This is a genomic window from Blastopirellula retiformator (assembly GCF_007859755.1).
Classification (GTDB): domain Bacteria; phylum Planctomycetota; class Planctomycetia; order Pirellulales; family Pirellulaceae; genus Blastopirellula; species Blastopirellula retiformator.
This window is the reverse complement of record NZ_SJPF01000003.1, coordinates 987,291-1,006,650: the sequence shown is the minus strand read 5'-3', so window position 1 is coordinate 1,006,650 and position 19,360 is coordinate 987,291. Positions and strand designations below refer to the sequence as shown.

The following is a 19,360-nucleotide window of genomic DNA, read 5'->3' as shown; positions in this document are numbered from 1 at the left end:
ATCGCGCCCCCTCAATAGATTCGACTACTGAGGATTTGTTGCCAGCCAAACTCGCTCGGGCCCGTTATTTGCCTGGACGGAGGGTTCCTTGATCCGCCGCAGCTCGATTTCCATCTTCCTCGTGACGTTCGTCGTGACGACGTTCGGTTCGCTTCCGTGGTGCGCCAAGTCGGCGCAACTTCATGCGCAGATGAGCGGCTTACGTTCTTGGCTTCCCTGGAGCGGCAAGTCGACGACCGAAACGACGCCGACTGATCCTTTTAAGAACCGCGGAGGAAGTGCGCCCGACTACCGCGTCGCCGATGCGCAAGGCGCTGCCCAAACGCCAGCGCCAACAACGACGCCGCTTCCCTATCCCAGCAATCCCTACGCTGCGCCCGGTTACACGCAACAACCGAGTCGCCGCGCCGTAACGACGCAAATCGGCGACCAGCCGACCAGCAGCGTCCCGGCTGCCAATGGAACGACGCAACCTTGGCGTCCCGATCAATACCAACAAGCGGCATCGGCCTGGGGCCAACAACAACCACCGCAAGCGGCCGCCACGACTCCGCCGACGCAGTCAGGCTATCAACCTTGGCAGCGCACTGCAGCGCCCAGCGCTACGCCAAGTCAGTATGGCGGCGCCAATCCGTATGCGCCGCCAAGCGGCTATCCAACCGCCGGCGGTTCTCCCAATAGCAATTATTCGACCGGCAACTATGCCCCGCCGGTCGCCAATGGTTATTCCGCGACCAACAACGTCGCCCCCCCGGCAACCCCCGCGTATCCCCAGGGGCCGCCGATGCAGGCTCCCCCGGTTGCTGCCGACGACAAGCTGTTTAAGCCGGCCCGCATCGTCGCGCTCGTCGGCGGACAGCCGATCTTGGCGGGTGATATCCTCGGACCGGTCAACCAGGCGATCGCCAAGCGCGTCGCTCAATTGCCCGAAGAGCAGCAGGCCCAAGTCACCGAAGAGATCTTGGAAGAACAGCGTCAGCTGGCCCTGCGCGAACTGCTGCCCAACATGATCGACACCAAGATGGTCTATCTCGATTTCATCCGAACCATCCCGCAAGACAAGCTGACCGAGATGCAGGCGCACCTCGACACGCAGTACGCCGAGTACCAGATGGAAAGCGATCTAAAGCAATACGGCGTCCAGACGCCGGCCGAGCTCGATATCGCATTGCGAAAAGAAGGGTCGTCGCTGGAGAAGAAGAAACGGCTATTCCTGGAACAAATTATCGCGCAGCAGCAGTTGCGTACGCACGTCAAACCTGACACCGAAGTGACCCACCGGCAAATGCTCGACTTTTACCATGAGCATGCTGCGGAATACGAACGCCCCGCCCGGGCTCGCTGGGAGCAGCTGATGGTCCGGTTCGACAAATTCAACACCAAAGGCGAGGCCGAGCAGGCAATCGCCGATATGGGCAATCAGGTGCTGCGCGGGGCCCCGCTCGACGCCGTAGCCAAGAAGCACTCGCAGGGCTTTCGAGCTTCTGACGGGGGGCAATATGACTGGACTACCCGCGACAGCCTGAAAAACGAAACGATCGACAGGGCGATTTTTTCGCTGCCGCCCAACCGGCTAAGTCAGATTATCGAGTCGCCGGAAGGGTATCACATTGTGCGAGTTCTGGAGCGGGAAGAGGACTCGATGAAGCCGTTCCGCGACGCGCAACTAGAAATTAAAGAAAAGATTCGAAACGAGCGAGCTAACCAAGCCCAACGCGAGTACATCACCGGCGTTCGCAAACGGACCACGGTTTGGACGATCTTTGACGAGGAAAAGTCTTCCCAGACCGCAACGTCCCCTTCACCGGAATCGCGACGCTAGGCCCTGCAGCACAAGCCGGGCTAATATCTCTTTCGCCGGTCTTCCCTCCTCGTCTCGAACGTGCGAGGGATGTAGAATTGGCGGTAGTGCGGTTATCTGCGGGGGCGAATTGCGCCTTCGGCTATTTTGCCGACCGCATCCATCGGGTAGAGTATTTCTCACCCCATGCTTTCACATCCATGCGACCCGACCTTCGGACGTCGCACGTCGCTTTTGATGACGAAGAGGAGCCGTCGATGACTGAGGTCGCCCATCTACGCGTACGCGATGCCGAGATCGAATTGCCGATCGTCGAGGGGTCGGAGCACGAAACCGCCGTCGACATCGGTAAGTTGCGAGCTGCAACCGGTTTCATCACGCTGGATGACGGTTACGTCAATACCGGCTCCACCACTAGCAACATCACCTATCTGGACGGCGAGAAGGGAATTCTGCGGTATCGCGGCTATCCGATCGAACAGCTCGCCAGCAACTGCGACTTTGTCGAGGTCATGTACCTGCTGATCTACGGCGAATTGCCGACCGAGCAGGAAATTATGGACTTCCGCAAGTCGATCCGCCGGCACACGATGCTGCACGAAGACATGCGGTCATTCTACAACGGCTTCCCCCGCGACGCCCATCCGATGGCGATTCTCAGCTCGGTGGTCAGCGCGCTTTCGACCTTCTATCAAGACTCGCTCAACCCGCACGATCCGCGTCAGGTCGAGGTCTCGATTCACCGGTTGTTGGCCAAATTGCCGACGATCGCCGCCTACAGCTTCAAGAAGTCGGTCGGTCAGCCGTTCGTCTATCCGCAAAACGACCTGTCGTACTGCGAGAACTTCCTGCAGATGATGTTCGCCGTTCCGAGCGAACCGTTCCACGTCGATCCCGACTTCGTCAGCGCACTCAATCTGCTGCTGATCGTTCACGCCGACCACGAGCAAAACTGCAGCACGTCGACCGTTCGCATGGTCGGCTCTTCGGACGCCAACCTGTTTGCGTCGATCTCGGCCGGCATCAGCGCCTTGTGGGGCCCGCTACATGGCGGCGCCAACGAAGCGGTCGTCTCGATGCTCGAGAAGATCATCGCCGACGGCAAGGACGTCGAAAAGTACGTCAAGCTGGCCAAAGACAAGACCAGCAAGTTCCGCCTGATGGGCTTCGGTCACCGCGTTTACAAGAACTTCGATCCGCGGGCCACGATCATCAAGAAGGCGTGCGATACGCTACTCTCGAAGCTGGAAATCAAGGATCCGATCTTTGAGGTCGCCCAGCGTCTGGAAGAAGTCGCTCTGAACGACGAGTACTTCATCGAACGGAAGCTCTACCCGAACGTCGACTTCTATTCTGGCGTCATCTACCGTGCGATCGGCATTCCGGTCCAGATGTTCACGGTGCTGTTCGCCATCGGACGTCTGCCGGGCTGGATCGCTCACTGGAAAGAAATGCAAGGCTCGCCGACCAAGCGGATCTGCCGTCCGCGTCAGGTCTATACCGGCGAAACCGAACGCGACTTCGTCCCGCTGGAGAAACGGGGCTAGTCGAGCGGAGCGCTCCATTTCCAAACGCAAGAACGCCAAGCGATTGATCGCTTGGCGTTCTCTTTTTCTTGGCCCTGACGAAGCGTCGGCTTGCGTTTATTCGTCGCTAGCCGCAGCGCCGCCGACCGCCAGAATCACCACCCCCAAGGCGATGACGCCAAGCCGAATGCCGATTCCGGGAATCGTACCCCACATGTCGACCCAGCTCAGCAAGATAAACTCCATGCCGATCATGTTCAGCAGGAAAGACCCTGCCCCCAAAAGGATCAGCGTACCACCCCAACCACCCATGGTTAAATTTCCCCCGAAATGAAGAAGCGAGTGCGTTCTAAGAATTGCTTCGCTACGCCCTCACGACATACCAGAGAGGGGGTGAGCGATGAAGCCAACTTACACTCTCCTTTTCCTAATGACAAACAAAAAAAGGCCGCAGCGCGCATTTCCGCTGCGGCCGTCGAATTCGTACAAATTGACCGATCGCTTACAGCGTCCAGCCCTTGCGATATTCCTTGTGGATCAGGTCTTGTGCAAGCGAATTGTTGTTGGTCACCTTCAGGTTCTTGGCGTCCCATTCGACGACGTCGCCGCTGCGGTAGGCGACCGTCCCCAGCAGCACCGCTTCGCTGAGGGCGCCTGAGTAGTCGAAGTTGCAGGTGGTCGGCCCGCCGGTGCGGATCGCCTGCAGCCATTCGTTGTGGTGCCCGATCGAGCCCGGGATCGTCTGCTCGGGCGCCTCAAAGTCGACCAGTTCGCCATCTTTGAAAACGAAGTGCTGACCGTAGTTCGACAGGACCATCCCCTTGTCGCCGACGAACAGTTGGCCGCCGCCCCAATTGAACGGATTGCCCGACTTGTCTTTCAGCTTCGATAGTTCGTCCGGACGCTTGACTCCGTCATACCAGGTCAGGTGGACCGGCGGCTTTTCACCGCGAGCCGGGTACTGATAGTCGGCGATGCACCACATCGGGCAGCCGACCGGATCGACTTCCGGCCCCTCGGCTGAGACCTTCTCGGGATGCTTCAAATCGAGCGCCCAGTGGACCAGGTCGACGTAATGGCAAGCCATATCGCCAAACGTACCGGTGCCGTAATCCCAGAACCGCCGCCAGTTCGCCGGATGGACGCCGGTGCTGTAGGGACGCTCGGGCGCACAACCCAGGAACAGATCCCAGTTGAGCGACTTCGGCGGCTCTTGGCCAAACGAATACTTGCCGTCTCCCCAGCCTTTGCCGACCCAGACATGGACGCGGGTCACATCGCCAATGATGCCGCTATTGAGCAGTTCGACGACGCGACGATAGTTGTCGGTCGCGTGGATCTGGGTACCCATCTGGGTTGCCAACTTGTTTTCCTTCGCCAGGTCCGAGACGACCCGCGATTCGTATACCGTGTGGGAGAGCGGTTTTTCGCAATAGGCGTGCTTTTTCATCCGCAGCGCCATGGCGGTCGCCGGGGCGTGGGCGTGATCGGCGGTGCTGACCACGACGGCGTCGATGTTGTCCTCCTCCTTCTCCAGCATCACGCGATAATCGGCGTAACCTTTGGCACCTGGGAAACGCTTGGTCCCCTGCTCCAGAAAGTTGGAATCGATGTCGGCCAAGGCGACGAAGTTTTCACCCGAGCAACCCGATAGGTTAGCGCTGGCGCGATTGGCGACGCCAATGCCGGCCAAGTTCAGTTTCTCGTTGGGCGATTTCGATTCGGCGGCGGGAAGTTGCGAGTAGAAACCGATACCAGATGCGGCGGCCGAGGCGGCGACCAGGAAGCGACGGCGAGAAGTTCGCAGCGACATGTCGTGTGACTCCGAGGTGGGAAAGGAAGCGGAACTCCCCAATTGAATCAGAGTTCTTAACACGATGCAAAAGTGCGCACAGACTTACTACGATCGGGCAATGATCGTATCAGAAGTCGCCCGATTTCCCCCTACTCTTGTAGGTGAGCGATCGCCGACTCACACAGCGCCAAGCCGCGGGCCAACGTCTTCTGTCGCCAGGCCATCCGCGCCGGACAGAACGCTTCGGCGGCGTTTCGCTTGGCAGTTTGAAAGGCCGCCGAGGCCGGATCGCCCCAGTGATGCGCCTGATTTTCGGCTCGTAGCGCCCTGAGTACGCGGGTAGGCGAGTATGTGCCAAACTCGGCGCAGTAGTATGCGTAGTCGACGTCTTCCGCCTGTTCGGCGCACCAGAGCCCAAAATCTCCACGGGCTTCGTAGGCGATGGCGTTTTCCTGCTCTCGGTTGTAACTGGCTCCCCCGAGCGCCTTCCCCACGTTCTGCCGCCAGGGACTGTCGTTGCCGGCCGCTGAGAGCAGCGTTAGCTCTCCCCACCGCCCCAGTCCCGTATGGATGTCCAAATGGATCACTCGCTGGGTTTGGCCCAGCCAGGCTTTCCAGTGAGGCGTGAGCAACTGCTGGGTTTCGCTGGGCCCTTTGCCTCCGTAGAACAGGCCGCGGGGAAACTCATACTGACCGCCAGCGATCGCCTGTTTGACCTGCGTCATGCCATAGCGCATCAGAATTGCGGCGGCGCGGAGCGCAAAGAAGTCGAAACCGCCTGGCGGCGATTCGGGATTCAGCAGCGCGTCAAGTTTTTCATACAGCGGCGGAGCGCCGCGACGCTCTTCTCCACGCCGTAGGAAAGAGCGATTCAGATCGATGTTCTCCGCTTCACCGCGCCGAAGATGAGCGAAACCGTACGGATTGAGGGCGTGCACCAGCACGACGCGGATCTTGGGCTCAATGCCGCTGGCAAGTTGGCGCCTCATCCAACCGAGTTGAATCGCGGCCCCCAGCGGAGCCTCTAAGCCGTGCAAGCCGCTGGAAAGAATCAAACAGTCGCTCGCGTCACGATCCCCCAGCGTCAGCAGGTCGATCGAGAGCGACTCTCCCGCCGGGCCGTGCGACTCGATGGTATGGGATTCGAGCTCGCCGGACAATTTCTCGGCAACGGAGAGAAACTCACCACGCGACTCCTGATAGTCGCGCGGAAACCACAGCTCCGTCGAGTGGCTCACCCGACTTACTGCTTCACTTTGACTTGGAAACCCGCCTCCAGCAACGAGGCGACGACATCCTCGGCTTCAAAGTTTCCTTCGACCACCATCGTCGATTGGTTCGGCTTGGCGGTGTCAGCGGTGACGCCGTCGACGCGATCGACCGCTTCCTTGATCGCCTTGGTGCAAGCGCCACAGCAGTTGTGCAGGCCAGTCAGTTCCAGGCGTTTGACGGCGCCGGCCTTCACGCCCGAGTCGTCCTTCATTGTCAGATCTTCGTTATCGGTCACGGCATGAAAGCCGGCCGCGGCGATCGCATCGATGGCGGCTTGGGCCGATTTGTCGTCGCTGGCGGTCACCACCGCTTTCCCCTCTTTGGCGGTCACGGCGACTTTCGCCCCCGGTACATCTTTGACTGCCGCCTGAACCGCTTTGACGCATTTGCCGCAGCAGAGATGCATATTTGTCAGCGTGACGGTCGTCGCGGCATGAGCGGCGGACGAAAACAAGGCGAACGAAAAAAGGAGGGCGAGCGTGATGCGTAACATCGATTGTCTCCGATCGAGCGGGGGAAAACGGCAGGTTTCAGCGAATCACCCAATTCTAGCACTTGCTCGGGCCCGGCGGCAAAAGGAAAACGGGGGCGAGCTATTCGGCCTGGTGGGCCGAGACCGCCTCGGCCAGGGCAGGCTCGTCCGCTTCTCGCATTTGCCCAAATCGGCTCGCTTGCCAGAAATGCCGATCGTTGACATCGATCGCGGTCAGCCAACCGTTTCTCCAACAAGCGGTATCGATGCCTTGAATACAGCCGAGATTCAGGACTTCGCCGTCACGCTGTTCGGTATGGCCGACGAATAGCGTCTTGCCGGAATAGTGACACTCGTGGGCATCCGGCTCCAACACCTTCCAGCGGAGAACGTACGGAGGCTGCCGGTTCATCGTCAAGTCAGGCTCTGCATTGGCGTGCGAGAAAATGCAGTTCTCGGTCTCATAATAGGGACGTGAACGGTAGATGAACGCCAGGTGGTCGGAGGGGATATCGGAAATCTTCCCACCCAGACGATAAGAACTGAGCGTCCGGGCGCCGCCACAATTTTCCCAATAGCGGCATGTTTTTTCGCAGGTGAGACTCGCCAGCAACATCTCCTCGTGATTGCCGAGCAAATGGACCAGGTTCGTTTGCGACTCTAGCTCGATCAGTCGCTCGATCGTGGATTTCACGTCCCAGCCTTGATCGACGTAGTCGCCTAGCACCACCACCGTATCGTCCAGCGTCGGCTGGACCATGTCCAACACCGCGTCCAGCGCATGCACGCAGCCATGAATGTCGCCGATTGCGATGGTTCGTGCTGGCATGACGGTACCCCTTGTTCGGGAATCTCAAAACGGATCTCGATAACTCACCTATCGGTTGATCGACCCTCGTTGCAGCGGCTTCCAAGCTAGCAGCTTCGTAATGGTTACGAAACGTATGACCATCAAGATCCGATTAATGTGCACTTCTTCCGCCAGAAGGATATTTTCGCACATTCCGTTGCGGACTCGATCTCTCTTTCGCCGATAGAAGATCAAGGATTGCGCCATGACATGCGCGCAGAGAAGTTCGCCTTTAGAGGGATGGGAAAGATGAGCATCGATCGCGTTCCGTCTACGGTTGTCTTGGCCGCCACATTGCTAGCGGCTTGGATCGTAGGCGTCGCTCAGGCGCAAGAACCGTCCGCCAAACTCGACCGCACCATTCAACTTCGTCCCGAACCGGGCCGACTTCACCCGCCGGTGATCTCCGACATCTCGATCCACCCGGCCGGCGCGATCTTCGCCGCCGCGGGAGACGACCACATCGTCCGAATTTTTGAGATGGAGTCGGGCAACGAACTCTACCGTCTGGAAGATCATCGCGACTGGGTTCGGGCTGTGAAGTTCTCGCCCGATGGAGCGACCCTCGCCACCGCCGGCAATGATCGCCGCATCATTCTGTGGGATGTCCAACGTCGCGCTCAACTCCGCTCGATGGGCGAATTTCCGTACGCGGTCGCCGATCTGGCGTTTAACAAGGCGGGCACCATGCTGGCGATCGTCGGCTTTGGCCCGACCATCGCGATTCATGATCCGATCACCGGCGAAAAAATCCATGAGCTGGAAGCTCCGATCAACGACATGCGATGCGTCAGTTTTTCGCACGATGGGGCGATCGTCGCCGCCGCCGGTCGCAACGGCGTGATTCGCACGTGGGACGCCCAAACCGGACAGATGCTGGGTGAAGTCAAAGCTCACCGCCAACGGACTCATTCGCTGGTTTTCACGAGCGATTCGTCGCATCTGATCTCATGCAGCGAAGATCGGATGATCAAGATCATTGATCTCGGCCAAGGCAAGGAAGTCGCTCAAATGTCGAGCGCCCCGGCCAAAGTCATGGCTCTGACGCTGATCGACGACAACACGTTGATTTCCGCCGGCAGCGACAATCGCCTGCGGTTGTGGGATATGACCACGCACCAAGAAATCGCTCGCCTCGAAGGGCATTCGGGCAGCGTCACTTCGATCGACGTCTACAACGACACGATCGTTTCTGGCGGCTTCGACACCACGGTTCGCATCTGGAAGATCGAATCGGGGGAACGAACCGCACTCACCCCCCAGGGCAGCTTGTTCACGAAATAGGTTCGACGATTGCGGCAGGGATGTCGTGATAGTACGCACGCATGGAGGCGCTAAATGCTTCGCCGAATGTTTAACTCGCTTTTGAAGGGCCGCAAACGTAGCGGCCCCGCTCGACCTGCACTTCGCGGCAGCAGCATCGAAACTCTCGAAGATCGCCGCGTCTTTGACGCCGACCCGATCCAAATTGGCGCCACCTACACGGAAGAAGACGCCTCGGGCGGCGACGACCATGGCGATACCTTCCGCATTACGTTCTCCGGCGGCGCCGACGGAACGGAATTGAAGCGGATCATCATCGACGGCGACCAGATCGGCAACTTCGGGAATCTCCCGGGTTTAAGCGCCGGCGATACTTTCTTCGACATCGCTGCCGGCGGACTCGGAGCCGACGGCTTCTTTCCATTCAAGTTGATCTCGGCCGACGGCATTGACGGCTATACGGTAACCGTCGTTGACGGCGGTACACGCCTGCAGATCGACTTTGAAGGATTTCACGCGGGCGAAGAGTTCGTCTTTGAAATCGATGTCGACGAAGTCATCGTCTACGATCCGAATAATCCCGGCAACGTCCTGATCGACCCGATCGCCTCGGGCGCCGAAGTTCAAGGGACGCAGTTCATCGCCGATTTCTCGGCCGAGCATTATCACGATACGACGATCACGACGACGTTTGTCGACGCCTATGATCCGTTGTTGAACGCCTCGGGGCTGAATCTTCCGTCCGACAATGCGACCGGACATCGCGACCGGACCGACGGCGCCTTTGGCAACGGCGTTCAGCAACCGTTGCCGATCACGATCTCGGGACGCGTCTACCATGACGTCAACCTGAACCTGAATCAAGACGCGGGCGAAGTTGGTCTGTCGGGCGTCACGCTCTCGCTGTGGACGAAAGTTAACGGCGTCTACGTCGACACCGGATATACGACCACGACCAACGCCCAAGGCGATTACGAGTTCGGAGCGAACCTGAACCTTCAGCCCGGCACTTATCAAATTCGCGAAACCCAGCCCTCCGGCTACTTCAGCGTCGGCGCAATTCCGGGTACTGTCGCCGGGAATGCCATCGGCTCGACCCTCGCCAGCACGAAGGATTGGCTGACCGAGGTCACGATCGTCGACGGCGGAACCGCGGCGATTAACTACGACTTCGCCGAAGCGCTGCCAGCCTCGATCAGCGGTTATGTCTATCACGACCGCGATAACGATGGCGTCAAGGAAGCGGGCGAAGAGGGGATCGAAGGCGTCACGATGACCATTACCGGAGTCGACGTCGACGGGGTTACCCACACCTTCAATGTGACGACCAACTCGGTTGGTTACTACGAAGCGACGATGCTGCCGCCGGGCATCTATACGGTGGTCGAAGCGGTCCAGCCGGCCTCGTACATTGACGGCATCGATGCGGCGGGCACGGTCAACGGCTCGTTGATGGGGGGCGCGGTCAATCCGGGCGATCAGATCCTGAACGTCCTGCTGTTGGGCGGCGAATCTGGCATCAACTACAACTTTGGCGAAATCAAGCCGGCGTCGATCAGCGGCTCGGTCCACCTGACCGACCGCGACGGCAATTGCTATGACGGCGTCACGATCATCACGCCGCCGATTGAAGGGGTCAAAATTGAGCTGTTGGACGACGCCGGCAATGTGCTAGCGACGACCTACACCGACGCCAACGGCCAGTACTCGTTTGCCGACCTGCTGCCGGGTACCTACCAGATTCGCGAATACACGCCGGACGGCCTGATCGACGGCGGCGACCATGTCGGTACGGTCAACGGCGCCAGCAACGGCGCGAACTCGGAAAACGACCTGCTTTCCAACATCGTCCTGCTTTCCGGCGACGACGGCGTCAAATACGACTTCTGCGAGCACGAAGCGGCCACGATCGGCGGTTATGTCTACCACGACCGTGACAACGACGGCGTCAAGGAGTCGGGCGAAGAAGGGATCGCCGGCGTCACCGTGATCCTGCTTGACGGCAATGGCGTGCAGGTCGGCACAACGACGACCGCTGCCGACGGCTCGTACAACTTCACGGGCCTGAGCGCTGGCGACTACAAAATCGTCGAAACCCAGCCGGGCGCCTACATCGACGGTCTCGATACGGCGGGTACGATCGGCGGTTTGATCGTCGGCGCCGCGACCAACCCGGGCGACAACATCACGTCGATCGAGTTGAAGTGGGGCGATGACGGCATCAACTTTAACTTTGGCGAAATTAAGCCGGTCAGCATCAGCGGGTACGTTTACCACGATCTCGATAACGACGGGCTGAAAGAGGCCGGAGAAGATGGCATCGCCGGCGTTACCGTTCAGGCGATCAATTCGATAACCAACGAGACGTTCACGGTCACCACCAATGACCAAGGCTACTACGAAGTGGTCGGTCTGCCGCCGGGCACCTATCGCATCATCGAAACCCAGCCGATCATCTACACCGACGGCAAAGACGCCGCCGGTACGGTTGGCGGATCGACTCGCGGTACCGCGACTAACCCGGGTGACGAAATCGCCGCGATTGGCCTAGTCAGCGGCGACACCGGCATTAACTACAACTTCGGCGAAATCTTGCCGGGCTCGATCTCCGGCAAGGTCCACCTGACGGACAAGTATGGCGATTGCTTCAGCGACGAAGCCTATAACTCGCCGCTGGAAGGGGTCATCGTTCGCCTGTACGACGCGGCTGGCAACCTGCTGGAAGAAACGTTGACCGACGCCAATGGCGACTACACGTTCGACGGCCTGCTGCCGGGTACCTACACCGTTGTCGAAATCACGCCAGCCGGCCTGATCGATGGCGGCGACCACGTCGGCAAGATCGATGGCGTTGCGGTCGGTCAACGCACGGCCAACGACACATTGTCGTCGATCATTATTCGCTCTGGCGACCACGGCGTGAACTATGACTTCTGCGAACATGAGCCGGCCAAGCTGAGCGGGTTCGTCTATCACGACCGGAACAACGACGGCGTGATGGATCCGGGCGAAGAGGGAATCGGCGGCGCGATCGTCTATCTGTACGATAGCAGCGGCGCCCTGGTCGGCACGCAAACGACCGCAGCTGACGGAACCTACATGTTCTCGAATCTCCGTGCCGACACCTACCGCATCGTCGAACAACAGCCCAATGGCTTCCTTGATGGTATCGATGCCGCAGGCACGATTGGCGGCGCGACGACCGGTACCGCCACCAACCCGGGCGACGAGATCAAAGAAGTGACGTTGCTTTGGGGCGATGAAGGCGTCAACTACAAGTTTGGCGAAGTGAAGCCAGGCAGCATCGGCGGTTTCGTCTGGTCCGATACGGACGACGACTGCCTGTTTGACGCCGACGAAAATCCGATTTCCAGCGTCACCATCAAGTTGCTGGACGCCGCCGGAAACGTCATCGCCACGACGACGACCGACGCCAACGGACATTACTTGTTCGATAACCTGTTGCCTGGCCAGTACACGGTGGTCGAAACCCAGCCGGTCGGTTACTTCCAGGGACATCAGATGGACCTGAACGGCCTGGCCGACGACTCGGTCCAGGACACGATCTCTCGGATCAACATCACGTCGGGACTGGATCTCGATAACCACAACTTCTGCGAACTGCCTCCGGCGACGATCTCCGGCTACGTCTACCAAGACGGCGCCACGTTCACCACCGACGACGGAAACCTGCCGGCCGACGCTCTGTCGCAGCGCGATGGCACTCGCACGCCGGACGACACGCCGATCGCTGGCGTGATGCTGGAACTGCGGGACGGCATCACCGGCTTGCCGATCATGGGGAATGACCCGCGCATTCTCGGCGGGACGTACGGCAGCGGCCCAATTCGGGTCGTCACCGACGCCAACGGCTACTACCAGTTCGCTGGTTTGGAATCCGGGTTTTACTCGGTCTTCCAGATTCATCCAGAAGGTTATGTCGACGGTAACGACGTCGCCGGCACCACCGCGGGCGTCGCGTTCAATCAAGGGAATGTCGTCAACGTCGGTACGCTGATGGTCGACCCGCTGAACGACATGATCGCGTTGATCGACTTGCCGGTCGGCGCCCACTCGCAAGAGAACAACTTCAGCGAACTGAAGGCGCAGAACATTCCGACTCCGTTGCCGCCGGTTCCGCCGGCGCCAGTCGGTACGCTACCTCCGCTGGTGATTCCGGTCGCTCCGCCGCCGGCCCAGATCATTCCGCCTGAAGCGCTCTTCATTGTCCAGCCGCTGCTGCAAGGCTATAGCGGCGGCGCCACCGGCGTGACCTGGCACTTGAGCGTCGTCAACGCTGGTCTGCCGCGAAGCAAGGACCAGATCGCGTTCATCGAACCGAACGTCTGGTTCACCGCCGCCAGTGAGTCGATTCTGCCGTGGGAAGGCAACGAATTCCTGCAGGCCGAATGGAAGCTGCAATTGCAGTCGGCCGGCGACAACGACGCCGAAGAGATCCTGACCAAGGTGTTCGGCATGCCGGGCGCTCGACCGGTTTCGGGCGACTTTAACGGCGACGGCGTCACCGACTTCGGCATTTACTACAAGGGCCACTGGTACATCGACGTCAACGGCAACGGCGTCTGGGACGAAGGGGACCTGTGGGCCAAGCTCGGCTACGACGGCGACATCCCGGTCGTTGGCGACTGGGATGGTGACGGTAAGGACGATATCGGCATCTACGGGAAGGCTTGGCCGGGAGACCCGCGAGCGGTCGCCAGCGATCCAGGCCTGCCGGTGCCGAACAACGTCTCAACCGGCATCTCGAAAAACCTGCCGCCGAAACCGGATGAAGCGACCCTCGGCAGCCGCGTCATGAAACTGACGTCAACCGGCAAGGTCCGCTCGGACTTGATCGACCACGTCTTCCACTTCGGCACCGCCGGCAACTATCCGGTGGTGGGCGACTGGGACGGCGACGGTATCCAGACGATCGGCATCTTCCAAGATGGCGAATGGCGCCTGGACGAAGACGGCAACGGTCGCTGGGACGACGAAGTCGACTCCCGCGTCAAATATGGCGATAAGGGAGACGTTCCGGTGGTTGGCGACTGGAACGGCGACGGTATCGACGAGATCGGCATCTTCCGCGACGGGAAGTGGACGCTCGACCACGACAACAACCGTTACCTCGACGAGACCGACAAAGTCTTCACGCTCGGCGAAGCGGGCGACCATCCGGCGGTCGGCGACTGGGACGGCGACGGCTACGACGAAGTCGGCGTCTACCACGCGATGTCAGGAGAAGCCCGCGTCAGCGAAGTGCCTGGACCCGCAAAACGGTAAGCAATTGGGTGGCCCGGCCAGTCAGGTAAGACTGGCCGGGTTGCATTTGCAACAAGATGTTGGACTAGCTCGCTTTCAGCTTCTCCACTTCGGCCTTGGCCGCCGCCAATTCTTCTTCAAACTTGGCGGTTTCGCTCGGATCATCGGCTTGCTCTCGGGAGCCAGCCAATTGCTGCGTCAGTTTCTGGATCTTCTTGTTCAGAACTTCGAGTCGTTTCTTCGCCTTTTTATCCATTATTGCGTCCAGGGCCTGCGAGATGAGAATTCCTACACCCCAGTGTAGCGGCAATCGCCAGCGGACGGGAGTGTCGCGACAGCGATCGGAAGAACGCTTATAGCATGGATCGCAGGGCCTGCATTGCGGCGATCGATTCCATTCCTTGTAGCCCGAAGCATTCGTAAAGCAGCATGATCGCGTTGTTGAAGTTGCCGGTCGTCAGCTCTTTGCGAATCTGCATCGCTTTGGCGACGATCTCGGGGTCTTCCAGATATCGCTGCGAAAATACGGTCGCACATTGTTCGCCGCGGTGCGAGTCGATCTGCAGCAGTTCGGCCAATACGCGTCCCGCTTGGGATACGTCGCCACTTTGAATGGCCTGCATAAAGAGCTGAAAATTGGCAGGCGACTGCGGGGCCGGCAAGCTCAGCATTGGGGCTGATCCGTCGTTCTGCAGCGACGGGGGCGTCGATTCAAAAGAGAAAGTCGTCTCGGCCGCCGCTACTACTGGATCGCCGTTTTGATACGGGGCCTCCGTTTCAATACTAGGTACGTCCGCCGGCAGACTCGAGATCATCTGATTTACATGTACCAGCCGTGCGCCGATTTGATCGTAGATTGTCTCGATATCGCTAAGAAACGACTCACCCCGGGCATCGGCCAGGATGTCTTCTTCGTTCTCTACGATGCGTTGACGAAGCCGCGCGGCGAGTTCGTCGCGGGCATGTTTTAAGATCGCTAGGGCGTCACGTGGTGGGTTCATGGCGAAGAGCTAAGCGGAGGGAGGAATTGCCAGTAACGTCGGCCTGCTTCCCTGCTGCGGCGCAATCTCCACCTTAGTCGAACCGACGCCCGCTACGAATCATTTTCCGCTGCAGAGGGGGCCGGTAATTCGGGTTGTTCGGTTTGTACCGCCTCTTCGTCCGCTTTGGGGACGCGTTCCGCGATTTTCAATGCCCCACCCATCAACACGACCGAGACCGCCAGGGCCGCGTTTAGCGACAACCACATTCGTTCATTCTGGCGAAATCGAGCCGCGTTTTCGCTGCGCCCGACCAACATGCTGGCGATGTAAAAGACCACCATCGCCACCAACATTTTGACGCCGATCACCGGATGATAGTACTTCTGCGGGAAGTCGTATTTGGTCGCGATCAGCACTACGTTGATAATTCCGCTCACCAACAGCAGAAACGCACAAATCATCACCCACTTCATCCACCGGGCGCGGACGCCTGCCTTGAGCAGTTCTTTCTGCTCGTCCGCCAGCGGATCGGCGGACGGCGCCAGGGCGAATCGGGCGTAGACGGCGCCACCCACCATAATGGTCGCCGGAACGATGTGGGCCCAACGGAGCAGCAAGTCGATCGCAAAAGTCATGAAGTCGCCTCGGGTGCGGAAAAACAGATACGTGCCAGGGGACGACGCTATGATAGCCGCTCGGCCGCGATTGGCCACCTACGCCGGGCGCCAATCTCGGGCAAGGGCAAGCGCCTCGTCCAACGTCGCGATCTGACCGTCTAGTTGCGCGTCGCGGATCGCCTCGAGCATCCCCTGGAAATGCGGGCCCGGTTTCAGCCCGGCCCGGATCAAATCGTCGCCGGTCGCCACCGGCGGCGGATTGAGCCGCTCGACCGACCAGGCCAGTCGCTCAGCGGCAAATTCAAGGTGCAGCTCCGACTCCCCGCGAGCCAGGGTGGTCGCCGTCGCCAGGTTCATCAGCTTCTCGATCCGAGGGTCAATCAACAGACGCTGCAAACGGGGCCATGGCAGGTCTTTCGCACTACGCAACAGATCGACATGCCGCAATAGCCACTGCAGATCTTTCGTTTCGTCGTTGGTCAATTTCCACCGGAGGCAGATTTCGCTAAGCAGCGGAACCGGCTTCCGTGGATCAATCATCGCCAAGTCGCGGGCGGCCGGGTATCGCAACAATGCCGCCAAAGCGGTGGCGAAGTCGTTTCCCGGCAAGCATTGCAGCGAACGTAACGTTTCGGTCCATCGAGGTGCGTGATCCAAAATCGGGATGATCTCGGGCAAGACCACCTGAAACAGCCACGAGTCGCGCAATAGCACTACCGCTTCAACTCGCCGCGGCGAAGTGAGCATCTTCCGCATTTCGACCGCAATCCGCTCCGCACTGACGACGGCGATGTTTTCGGCATGCCGCTGAATCGCCCGGAGCGTGTTCATCTCAAGATCGAACTGGAAGGTCGACGAGAATCGGATCGCCCGTAACATCCGCAGTTTGTCTTCGGCGAAACGCTCGTTCGGGTCGCCAATGGCTCGCACCAATCGCTGCCGCAAATCGACTCGCCCGCCGACGTAGTCGTAGATCACCTCGGCGTCGGGATCGTAAAAAATGCCGTTGATGGTGAAATCGCGGCGTTTGGCGTCTTCGGCGGCGGAGGTGAAGCGGACATCGTCAGGGCGGCGACCATCGCTATAGCCGAGATCCTCGCGAAATGTCGCTACTTCAATCTGGCCACGGCGTTTGCCCCCCTGGACCGTAATCACGCCAAACGAGGCGCCGATCGCCAGCGTCCGTTTTTCTCCAAAGATCTCCTGCACGCAGCTGGGGGGCGCGTCGGTCGCTACATCAAAGTCTTTCGGCTCGCGTCCCAGCAGCATGTCCCGCACGCAACCGCCGGCCCACAGCGCTTGATGGCCGTGGCTTTTTAATTGGCGGACGACTTCAATCGAGAAATCACGGGCGGCGTTGGTCGAGTGTGCGTTCATTACGTGACGATTTTATCAAGCCGCGGCCGGGACTGGACGCCCCTTGGCCAATCCGGCTACGATCGAAGAGTCTCTATTTTGACGAAAAACTTAGGAGCTAATCGACCGATGTCCGACGCACCGATCGAAATTTCTGTGCACGAAGTGAAAAATCTGCTCGATTCCGGCGACAAATTTCTGCTGCTCGATTGCCGCCAGGAGAACGAATACGACTTCGCGAAGATCGAAGGCGCCGTTCTGATCCCGATGAACGAGCTGCCAGAGCGGATTGCCGAGCTCGAGCCGTACCGCGAAACGCCGCTGGTGGTCCATTGTCATCTGGGCGGTCGCAGCCTGCGAGTGACCCACTGGTTGCGGCAAAACGGGTTCGCTCAAGCCCAAAACATGACCGGCGGAATCACCCAGTGGAGCCAGGAAATCGACGATTCGGTGCCGACCTACTAACAGGTGACCGGCGGCAAAGCCAAGGTTCGCCCGCAAAATCGGCCTATTCGGCCATCCGCTAGCGGAACTTCCGCCGCGAACCCGATTCTGTGGGTAGGGGTCCTTTTCGCCAAACGATCCTCGATTATAATTCACCTCTTGCCAATGGCTCGCTTGAGCCAAGTAAAGCGAATTGCGGCCCGATGAGCCATGGCTCAACAGCCCCAATCAGCTGCCGAAGTGGCGGAACTGGCAGACGCGCTAGGTTCAGGTCCTAGTGGGATTAATTTCCCGTGGAGGTTCGAGTCCTCTCTTCGGCACTTCCGTCAGGCGTGCGGTAGCCGTAAGGCCCGCAACGCCAGAGCCTTTCAGGCGTGGAAGTGCCTGGCGGCACAAAATAGCCCCGATTCTTCGGGGCTTTGTTTGTTGCTGGTTTTATAGCCTTGGCTCTTTTTGCCGGATGTCAAGCCGGCGGGGCTTGGACTATTCAAAAATGAGGGGGTAGGAATGGACTTTCGCGAGCCGATCGACGTTAACCGCGCTGCGGAAATCATCGGGTGCAAATCGAATTATGTTCGCGTATTATTCGACGCAGGCAGGCTAGACGGAAAAAAGCTAACCGACCGCGCGATCCTCATAGAGCGGCAATCCGCAATCGCGCACGCGAAAGATTTTGCAAAGTCGGCGGGGCGGCCCCGATCGGCAAAGCCGAACACACGGCTACGCGCGACTCTTCCTCCGTTGAAAGATCCGATAGGCACGCCAGAAGCGGCGGAGATTCTAGGCTGTTCGGTCGACAATGTGTGCAAGATGCTCCAGGCGGGCCGCATGATTGGCTACAAGCTGAGCCTTCAAGGGTGGGCGATCGAACGCCGCGAAGTGCTTAAACACGTCCCCGCCGAAGTCGTAGGCCGACCGCGCGGCGGGACGCCTAGAGCGTTTTTCTGATAGCTGTAGCGTTTCTGGCGTTGGTGAGGCAAGCTGGTCAAGGCGACCGAAGCAGGCGAATCCTCAAGATTCGTCGATGCAGGTCAACGCCGACCAGCGCGGCCGCAACCAGCCACAACGATACAGATGGAGGAAAACCGCTCTAAGAAGTAGCCCAGCGATTGCTATGGCAGTTTTGCGCGTGTAGACTTTTCCGCCGGTCAGTGAAGGGGCGCCTAGATGATTCTTAAACTATCGCTGCGGCTGCCGTCCTGCGGCTGGGAAGTCGACGAAGTCTGTTATCACATTTTGACTCTTTGCGTTGGCATAGCAATTGGCTGCCACGATTCTGGTGCGGGTGGTTTGGGAGGCGTTCATGGCGTCCTCTCCGTCGACTCGCAACCAGCCCCGGTGGGCACCCGCGTTCGATTTCGTCATCGGACCGATCCCAACACAGCGTTTTTTGCGATCGTCGACGCACGCGGCGGCTACGCCTATCAGCCGCCAAGCCAAGCGCCGCTCAAAGCGGGCGAATACGAAATCGCCATTGAACCGGTTACCAAGATCATTACCACCGACGATTCTGGACTCTCCATATCGCGAGCGATCCCGGGAGCGCCGAAGTCGTATGGAAAATTCTCCAACCTATCGAAGAGCGGCCTCGCAACGACCTTGAACGACGGCAAGGTGGAATACGACATCCAAATTACGTCGAGATAACAGAATCGAGCTCTCAACGTTTACCAACAAAAAAGCGACCTCCAAGAAGGAGGTCGCTTTTTGATGACG

At 59.3% G+C, this 19,360-nt stretch carries 16 protein-coding genes and 1 tRNA gene; 8 read left to right on the top strand and 9 right to left on the bottom strand.

What is annotated here, in order from left to right:
- The first annotated feature begins 88 nt into the window (after nucleotides 1-88).
- Complete coding sequence (locus Enr8_RS15845) at nucleotides 89-1,822, top strand: peptidylprolyl isomerase (protein WP_146433231.1); 1,734 nt, start codon at nucleotides 89-91, stop codon at nucleotides 1,820-1,822.
- A gap of 236 nt (nucleotides 1,823-2,058) precedes the next feature.
- Nucleotides 2,059-3,348, top strand: coding sequence for a citrate synthase (locus tag Enr8_RS15840; RefSeq protein ID WP_146433229.1), 1,290 nt, complete (start codon nucleotides 2,059-2,061; stop codon nucleotides 3,346-3,348).
- A gap of 96 nt (nucleotides 3,349-3,444) precedes the next feature.
- On the opposite strand, the gene Enr8_RS15835 is transcribed toward Enr8_RS15840, so the two are convergent.
- The 5 genes from Enr8_RS15835 to Enr8_RS15815 form a co-directional block, all read right to left on the bottom strand.
- The gene (locus Enr8_RS15835; protein WP_146433227.1) at nucleotides 3,445-3,639 is read right to left on the bottom strand and encodes a hypothetical protein; all 195 of its coding nucleotides are present in this window, start codon (nucleotides 3,637-3,639) and stop codon (nucleotides 3,445-3,447) included.
- Between the two features lie 190 nt (nucleotides 3,640-3,829).
- A complete protein-coding gene (locus Enr8_RS15830) occupies nucleotides 3,830-5,140 on the bottom strand; it encodes a Gfo/Idh/MocA family protein (protein WP_146433225.1) in 1,311 nt (436 codons plus the stop codon).
- 131 nt (nucleotides 5,141-5,271) lie between these two features.
- Nucleotides 5,272-6,360, bottom strand: coding sequence for a M14 family metallopeptidase (locus Enr8_RS15825; protein WP_146433223.1), 1,089 nt, complete (start codon nucleotides 6,358-6,360; stop codon nucleotides 5,272-5,274).
- A gap of 5 nt (nucleotides 6,361-6,365) precedes the next feature.
- Nucleotides 6,366-6,887: a cation transporter gene (locus Enr8_RS15820; protein WP_146433221.1), complete on the bottom strand. Its 522-nt coding sequence runs from the start codon at nucleotides 6,885-6,887 to the stop codon at nucleotides 6,366-6,368.
- 100 nt (nucleotides 6,888-6,987) lie between these two features.
- The gene (locus tag Enr8_RS15815) at nucleotides 6,988-7,695 is read right to left on the bottom strand and encodes a metallophosphoesterase (protein ID WP_146433219.1); all 708 of its coding nucleotides are present in this window, start codon (nucleotides 7,693-7,695) and stop codon (nucleotides 6,988-6,990) included.
- Nucleotides 7,696-7,965: 270 nt separating this feature from the next.
- On the opposite strand from Enr8_RS15815, the gene Enr8_RS15810 reads away from it, so the two are divergent.
- Nucleotides 7,966-9,000, top strand: a complete 1,035-nt coding sequence (locus Enr8_RS15810; RefSeq protein ID WP_186767686.1) for a WD40 repeat domain-containing protein — start codon at nucleotides 7,966-7,968, stop codon at nucleotides 8,998-9,000.
- A 54-nt stretch (nucleotides 9,001-9,054) separates the two neighbouring features.
- Complete coding sequence (locus Enr8_RS15805; RefSeq protein ID WP_146433215.1) at nucleotides 9,055-14,265, top strand: SdrD B-like domain-containing protein; 5,211 nt, start codon at nucleotides 9,055-9,057, stop codon at nucleotides 14,263-14,265.
- Nucleotides 14,266-14,329: 64 nt separating this feature from the next.
- On the opposite strand, the gene Enr8_RS25505 is transcribed toward Enr8_RS15805, so the two are convergent.
- The 4 genes from Enr8_RS25505 to Enr8_RS15790 form a co-directional block, all read right to left on the bottom strand.
- Entirely contained in the window at nucleotides 14,330-14,500 is a 171-nt protein-coding gene (locus tag Enr8_RS25505) for a hypothetical protein (RefSeq protein ID WP_186767685.1), read from the bottom strand.
- Nucleotides 14,501-14,597: 97 nt separating this feature from the next.
- Nucleotides 14,598-15,245, bottom strand: a complete 648-nt coding sequence (locus tag Enr8_RS15800) for a hypothetical protein (protein WP_146433212.1) — start codon at nucleotides 15,243-15,245, stop codon at nucleotides 14,598-14,600.
- Nucleotides 15,246-15,337: 92 nt separating this feature from the next.
- Nucleotides 15,338-15,862, bottom strand: a complete 525-nt coding sequence (locus Enr8_RS15795; protein ID WP_146433211.1) for a DUF1109 family protein — start codon at nucleotides 15,860-15,862, stop codon at nucleotides 15,338-15,340.
- Nucleotides 15,863-15,940: 78 nt separating this feature from the next.
- The gene (locus Enr8_RS15790; RefSeq protein WP_146433209.1) at nucleotides 15,941-17,221 is read right to left on the bottom strand and encodes a CCA tRNA nucleotidyltransferase; all 1,281 of its coding nucleotides are present in this window, start codon (nucleotides 17,219-17,221) and stop codon (nucleotides 15,941-15,943) included.
- A gap of 108 nt (nucleotides 17,222-17,329) precedes the next feature.
- Here Enr8_RS15790 and Enr8_RS15785 point away from each other — a divergent pair, with 108 nt between their 5' ends.
- The 4 genes from Enr8_RS15785 (at nucleotide 17,330) to Enr8_RS15770 (ending at nucleotide 19,291) form a co-directional block, all read left to right on the top strand.
- Nucleotides 17,330-17,665 (top strand): rhodanese-like domain-containing protein, encoded by a 336-nt coding sequence (locus Enr8_RS15785; protein WP_146433207.1) that lies wholly within the window; start codon nucleotides 17,330-17,332, stop codon nucleotides 17,663-17,665.
- 213 nt (nucleotides 17,666-17,878) lie between these two features.
- Nucleotides 17,879-17,964, top strand: a tRNA-Leu gene (locus Enr8_RS15780).
- Nucleotides 17,965-18,151: 187 nt separating this feature from the next.
- Nucleotides 18,152-18,592 (top strand): hypothetical protein, encoded by a 441-nt coding sequence (locus Enr8_RS15775; protein WP_146433205.1) that lies wholly within the window; start codon nucleotides 18,152-18,154, stop codon nucleotides 18,590-18,592.
- 219 nt (nucleotides 18,593-18,811) lie between these two features.
- Nucleotides 18,812-19,291: a hypothetical protein gene (locus Enr8_RS15770; RefSeq protein ID WP_146433203.1), complete on the top strand. Its 480-nt coding sequence runs from the start codon at nucleotides 18,812-18,814 to the stop codon at nucleotides 19,289-19,291.
- Nucleotides 19,292-19,360 lie beyond the last annotated feature (69 nt).

What these genes read in the sequence shown, in the direction of transcription:
- Enr8_RS15840 (WP_146433229.1), top strand. Translation starts at nt 2,059, where the DNA reads ATGACTGAGGTCGCCCATCTACGCGTACGCGATGCCGAGATCGAATTG.
- Enr8_RS15835 (WP_146433227.1), bottom strand. Translation starts at nt 3,639, where the DNA reads ATGGGTGGTTGGGGTGGTACGCTGATCCTTTTGGGGGCAGGGTCTTTC.
- Enr8_RS15830 (WP_146433225.1), bottom strand. Translation starts at nt 5,140, where the DNA reads ATGTCGCTGCGAACTTCTCGCCGTCGCTTCCTGGTCGCCGCCTCGGCC.
- Enr8_RS15820 (WP_146433221.1), bottom strand. Translation starts at nt 6,887, where the DNA reads ATGTTACGCATCACGCTCGCCCTCCTTTTTTCGTTCGCCTTGTTTTCG.
- Enr8_RS15815 (WP_146433219.1), bottom strand. Translation starts at nt 7,695, where the DNA reads ATGCCAGCACGAACCATCGCAATCGGCGACATTCATGGCTGCGTGCAT.
- Enr8_RS15810 (WP_186767686.1), top strand. Translation starts at nt 7,966, where the DNA reads ATGAGCATCGATCGCGTTCCGTCTACGGTTGTCTTGGCCGCCACATTG.
- Enr8_RS15805 (WP_146433215.1), top strand. Translation starts at nt 9,055, where the DNA reads ATGCTTCGCCGAATGTTTAACTCGCTTTTGAAGGGCCGCAAACGTAGC.
- Enr8_RS25505 (WP_186767685.1), bottom strand. Translation starts at nt 14,500, where the DNA reads ATGGATAAAAAGGCGAAGAAACGACTCGAAGTTCTGAACAAGAAGATC.
- Enr8_RS15800 (WP_146433212.1), bottom strand. Translation starts at nt 15,245, where the DNA reads ATGAACCCACCACGTGACGCCCTAGCGATCTTAAAACATGCCCGCGAC.
- Enr8_RS15795 (WP_146433211.1), bottom strand. Translation starts at nt 15,862, where the DNA reads ATGACTTTTGCGATCGACTTGCTGCTCCGTTGGGCCCACATCGTTCCG.
- Enr8_RS15790 (WP_146433209.1), bottom strand. Translation starts at nt 17,221, where the DNA reads ATGAACGCACACTCGACCAACGCCGCCCGTGATTTCTCGATTGAAGTC.
- Enr8_RS15785 (WP_146433207.1), top strand. Translation starts at nt 17,330, where the DNA reads ATGTCCGACGCACCGATCGAAATTTCTGTGCACGAAGTGAAAAATCTG.
- Enr8_RS15775 (WP_146433205.1), top strand. Translation starts at nt 18,152, where the DNA reads ATGGACTTTCGCGAGCCGATCGACGTTAACCGCGCTGCGGAAATCATC.
- Enr8_RS15770 (WP_146433203.1), top strand. Translation starts at nt 18,812, where the DNA reads ATGATTCTTAAACTATCGCTGCGGCTGCCGTCCTGCGGCTGGGAAGTC.